This window comes from Psychrobacter vallis (assembly GCF_904846715.1).
Classification (GTDB): Bacteria; Pseudomonadota; Gammaproteobacteria; order Pseudomonadales; family Moraxellaceae; genus Psychrobacter; species Psychrobacter vallis.
In genome coordinates, this window is the sequence record NZ_CAJHBU010000035.1 from 1 (window position 1) to 5,640 (window position 5,640).

At 48.2% G+C, this 5,640-nt stretch carries 2 tRNA genes and 3 rRNA genes; all 5 read right to left on the reverse strand.

Annotation, left to right across the window (positions count from 1 at the left end):
* Positions 1-12: 12 nt before the first annotated feature.
* Positions 13-127, reverse strand: a 5S ribosomal RNA gene (gene rrf / locus JMY02_RS13350).
* A 192-nt stretch (positions 128-319) separates the two neighbouring features.
* Positions 320-3,179: ribosomal RNA gene (locus tag JMY02_RS13355) — 23S ribosomal RNA — on the reverse strand.
* Between the two features lie 348 nt (positions 3,180-3,527).
* Positions 3,528-3,603: transfer RNA gene (locus JMY02_RS13360), tRNA-Ala, on the reverse strand.
* An 8-nt stretch (positions 3,604-3,611) separates the two neighbouring features.
* A tRNA-Ile gene (locus tag JMY02_RS13365) sits at positions 3,612-3,688 on the reverse strand.
* Positions 3,689-3,764: 76 nt separating this feature from the next.
* Positions 3,765-5,303: ribosomal RNA gene (locus tag JMY02_RS13370) — 16S ribosomal RNA — on the reverse strand.
* The 16S, 23S and 5S rRNA genes sit together here with 2 tRNA genes alongside, the layout of an rRNA operon.
* Positions 5,304-5,640 lie beyond the last annotated feature (337 nt).

Consider the following 5,640-nt stretch of genomic DNA (forward strand, 5'->3'; position numbering starts at 1 on the left):
TTTAGAATAGAGAGCTGACGATGACCTACTCTCACATGGACGAATCCACACTACCATTGGCGCTACGATGTTTCACTTCTGAGTTCGGGAAGGGATCAGGTGGGGCCATCGTGCTATTGTCGTCAGCAAAGGGGGTTAGATATGAGTCTGTTGTTTTTATTGTTTGACTATAAGTGTTTAGTTTATGGTCGATCAACTTGTAACCTAACTGAATCAAGGTTAAAGGTGATATCGAAATATTCTGTCTTTATTCTATAAGCCACTACAGCTTATACAAGATAGATTAATTAGACTTGTATACAAACCACTTGGGTGTTGTATGGTCAAGCCAAACGAGCAATTAGTACAGGTTAGCTACATGCATCGCTGCACTTCCACACCCTGCCTATCAACGTCCTAGTCTTGAACGGCTCTTTAGGGAAATCTAATCTTGAGGTGGGCTTCCCGCTTAGATGCTTTCAGCGGTTATCCCATCCGAACGTAGCTACCGGGCAATGCCACTGGCGTGACAACCCGAACACCAGAGGTTCGTCCACTCTGGTCCTCTCGTACTAGGAGCAGATCCTCTCAAATTTCCAACGCCCACGGTAGATAGGGACCGAACTGTCTCACGACGTTCTAAACCCAGCTCGCGTACCTCTTTAAATGGCGAACAGCCATACCCTTAGGACCTGCTTCAGCCCTAGGATGAGATGAGCCGACATCGAGGTGCCAAACACCGCCGTCGATATGAACTCTTGGGCGGTATCAGCCTGTTATCCCCAGAGTACCTTTTATCCGTTGAGCGATGGCCCTTCCATACAGAACCACCGGATCACTAAGACCTACTTTCGTACCTGCTCGACTTGTGGGTCTCGCAGTTAAGCGCGCTTTTGCCTTTATACTCTACGACCGATTTCCGACCGGTCTGAGCGCACCTTCGTACTCCTCCGTTACTCTTTAGGAGGAGACCGCCCCAGTCAAACTACCCACCATACATTGTCCTCGGTATTGTTATACCTGAGTTAGAACCCCAACATGACCAGGGTGGTATTTCAAGATTGGCTCCACCGAGACTAGCGTCTCGGCTTCAAAGCCTCCCACCTATCCTGCACAAGTCAGGTCAAAGTTCAATGTAAAGCTGTAGTAAAGGTTCACGGGGTCTTTCCGTCTAGCCGCGGGTACACAGCATCTTCACTGCGATTTCGATTTCACTGAGTCTCTGCTGGAGACAGCGCTGCCATCATTATGTCATTCGTGCAGGTCGGAACTTACCCGACAAGGAATTTCGCTACCTTAGGACCGTTATAGTTACGGCCGCCGTTTACTGGGGCTTCGATCAAGAGCTTCGCTTACGCTAACCCCATCAATTAACCTTCCAGCACCGGGCAGACATCACACCCTATACGTCCACTTTCGTGTTTGCAGAGTGCTGTGTTTTTAATAAACAGTTGCAGCAGCCTGGTATCTGCGACTGCCAACAGCTCAAGGAGCAAGTCCTATCACCATCAACAGCGTACCTTCTCCCGAAGTTACGGTACCATTTTGCCTAGTTCCTTCAGCAGAGTTCTCTCAAGCGCCTTGGTATTCTCTACCTGATCACCTGTGTCGGTTTAGGGTACGATTCGTTTATAACTATTGCTTAGAAGCTTTTCCTGGAAGCATGGTATTTGCCACTTCACTGTACAAGTACAGCTTGCTATCAGATCTCAGCCATATAACAACCCGGATTTACCTAAGTTGTAAGCCTACATCCTTTCACCTGGACAACCAACGCCAGGCTGACATAACCTTCTCCGTCCCTCCATCGCATTATAAACAAGTATCGGAATATTAACCGATTTCCCATCGACTACGCCTTTCGGCCTCGCCTTAGGGGTCGACTCACCCAGCCCCGATTAACGTTGGACTGGAACCCTTGATCTTCCGGCGTGCGAGCTTTTCACTCGCATTATCGTTACTCACGTCAGCATTCGCTCTTGTGATACCTCCAGCATGCTTTACAACACACCTTCACAGGCTTACACAACGCTCCCCTACCACTTGAAAACAAATTCAAATCCGCAGCTTCGGCTCCTAGTTTGAGCCCCGTTACATCTTCCGCGCGGGCCGACTCGACTAGTGAGCTATTACGCTTTCTTTAAAGGATGGCTGCTTCTAAGCCAACCTCCTAGCTGTCTATGCCTTCCCACCTCGTTTCCCACTTAACTAGGAATTTGGGGCCTTAGCTGGCGGTCTGGGTTGTTTCCCTCTCCACAATGGACGTTAGCACCCACTGTGTGTCTCCCGGATATCACTCATCGGTATTCGGAGTTTGCATCGGTTTGGTAAGTCGGTATGACCCCCTAGCCGAAACAGTGCTCTACCCCCAATGGTGTTCGTCCGAGGCGCTACCTAAATAGCTTTCGGGGAGAACCAGCTATCACCGAGTTTGATTAGCCTTTCACCCCTATCCACAAGTCATCCCCTGGCTTTTCAACGACAGTGGGTTCGGTCCTCCGGTGTCTGTTACGACACTTTCAACCTGCTCATGGATAGATCACTCGGTTTCGGGTCTATGCCCTGCAACTAAACGCCCTATTAAGACTCGGTTTCCCTACGGCTCCCCTAAACGGTTAACCTTGCTACAGAACATAAGTCGCTGACCCATTATACAAAAGGTACGCAGTCACCCCAATAAATTGAGGCTCCTACTGCTTGTACGCACACGGTTTCAGGTTCTATTTCACTCCCCTCACAGGGGTTCTTTTCGCCTTTCCCTCACGGTACTGGTTCACTATCGGTCAGTCAGGAGTATTTAGCCTTGGAGGATGGTCCCCCCATCTTCAAACAGGATTTCTCGTGCCCCGCTCTACTTAATATGTTAACTCTAATGTTTCGAATACAGGACTATCACCTACTACGGTCAGCTTTCCCACGCTGTTCTTCTACATTAGAATTAATCGGCTTCTCCCCGTTCGCTCGCCGCTACTAGGGGAATCTCATTTGATGTCTATTCCTAAGGGTACTGAGATGTTTCACTTCCCCTCGTTCGCTTCCTAATAAATTAGGATACCTACCTTATGGTAAGTGGGTTTCCCCATTCAGAAATCTCCGGATCACAGGATATTGCCGCCTCCCCGAAGCTTATCGCAGGCTGTCACGTCTTTCATCGCCTCTGACTGCCAAGGCATCCACCATGTGCGCTTCATTACTTGACCATACAACCCCAAGTAGTCTTTCGACTTCAAAGTGTCATACAATCTAATTATGATAACGATATCACCTATGTTTATACGCTTGATTCAGTTCTCTTTACTTTTTTTAGTAATCAACCCCTGGGATAACAACTGATGTCGTTAAGAGGTCGATTACTAAGGTTAAGAAGTGCGCGTGAACACGCTCTTCTTAACCCAGACTCATATCTATGTTTTTAAATAGTTTCTATGCTCTCATCGAGTCACAGATTCTGTATAAAACAGAAAGAAGTAATCTTATGCAAATCACTTGTTTCTATTTGATACCTATTTTATTTATTCGCACTTGAAGCTTACTAACCGTCTATATTGTGGTGGAGCCAAACGGAGTCGAACCGTTGACCTCCTGCGTGCAAGGCAGGCGCTCTACCAACTGAGCTATGGCCCCATGTAAAATGGTGGGTCTAAGTGGACTTGAACCACTGACCCCCGCGTTATCAACACGGTGCTCTAACCAGCTGAGCTACAGACCCAATTACGCTTATATAAAACGTAAGCTTAAACTAAAGAACAACTTGTTGTGAATTCTTGCTGACCGAATGTCATCTATAAGGAGGTGATCCAGCCGCAGGTTCCCCTACGGCTACCTTGTTACGACTTCACCCCAGTCATCAACCACACCGTGGTGAACGCCTCCCCGAAGGTTAAGCTATCCACTTCTGGTGCAATCAACTCCCATGGTGTGACGGGCGGTGTGTACAAGGCCCGGGAACGTATTCACCGCGGCATTCTGATCCGCGATTACTAGCGATTCCTACTTCATGGAGTCGAGTTGCAGACTCCAATCTGGACTACGATAGGCTTTTTGAGATTCGCATCACATCGCTGTGTAGCTGCCCTCTGTACCTACCATTGTAGCACGTGTGTAGCCCTGGTCGTAAGGGCCATGATGACTTGACGTCGTCCCCGCCTTCCTCCAGTTTGTCACTGGCAGTATCCTTAGAGTTCCCGGCTTAACCCGCTGGTAACTAAGGACAAGGGTTGCGCTCGTTGCGGGACTTAACCCAACATCTCACGACACGAGCTGACGACAGCCATGCAGCACCTGTATTCTAATTCCCGAAGGCACTCCCGCATCTCTGCAGGATTCTAGATATGTCAAGACCAGGTAAGGTTCTTCGCGTTGCATCGAATTAAACCACATGCTCCACCGCTTGTGCGGGCCCCCGTCAATTCATTTGAGTTTTAACCTTGCGGCCGTACTCCCCAGGCGGTCTACTTATTGCGTTAGCTGCGTCACTAAGTCCTCAAGGGACCCAACGACTAGTAGACATCGTTTACGGCGTGGACTACCAGGGTATCTAATCCTGTTTGCTACCCACGCTTTCGAGCCTCAGTGTCAGTATGATGCCAGAAGGCTGCCTTCGCCATCGGTATTCCTCCAGATCTCTACGCATTTCACCGCTACACCTGGAATTCTACCTTCCTCTCACCTACTCTAGCCTGACAGTTTCAGATGCAGTTCCCAGGTTAAGCCCGGGGATTTCACATCTGACTTATCAAGCCACCTACGCTCGCTTTACGCCCAGTAATTCCGATTAACGCTTGCACCCTCTGTATTACCGCGGCTGCTGGCACAGAGTTAGCCGGTGCTTATTCTGCAGCTAATGTCATCGTCTCCGGGTATTAACCGAAGAGTCTTCTTCACTGCTTAAAGTGCTTTACAACCAAAAGGCCTTCTTCACACACGCGGCATGGCTGGATCAGGGTTTCCCCCATTGTCCAATATTCCCCACTGCTGCCTCCCGTAGGAGTCCGGGCCGTGTCTCAGTCCCGGTGTGGCTGATCATCCTCTCAGACCAGCTACAGATCGTCGCCATGGTAGGCCTTTACCCCACCATCTAGCTAATCCGACTTAGGCTCATCTAATAGCGAGAGCAACAAGTTGCCCCCTTTCTCCCGTAGGTCGTATGCGGTATTAATTCGAGTTTCCCCGAGCTATCCCCCACTACTAGGTAGATTCCTAAGTATTACTCACCCGTCCGCCGCTCGACGCCTGATAGCAAGCTATCATCGTTTCCGCTCGACTTGCATGTGTTAAGCCTGCCGCCAGCGTTCAATCTGAGCCATGATCAAACTCTTCAGTTTAATCTTGCTATGAAGCTCTTTAAAGAAGCTTCTAAACTTGGCTCATTTAATCTGGCAATTACGCTCTCGTATGTTTCATATAATGAATTAACTTTGAGTTTTCTTGCTGTCTTAAATGATAATTTTTATAGTTAGAATCCTATCGAAAAGATAGTCAACCAACTTTATTTTTTAACATTCTGAATCAGCAAAAATCCACACAAGTTGTTCTTTAGTTATGCTTTTAAATAGTGCTCAATCACTGTCGTCCAGTGACCGATATATAGGGTGTTGCTTTTCGCTATCTACTCTTAAACCGTTGTGGCTTAAGCTATCTAGCGAGCCGACTATCTTATCA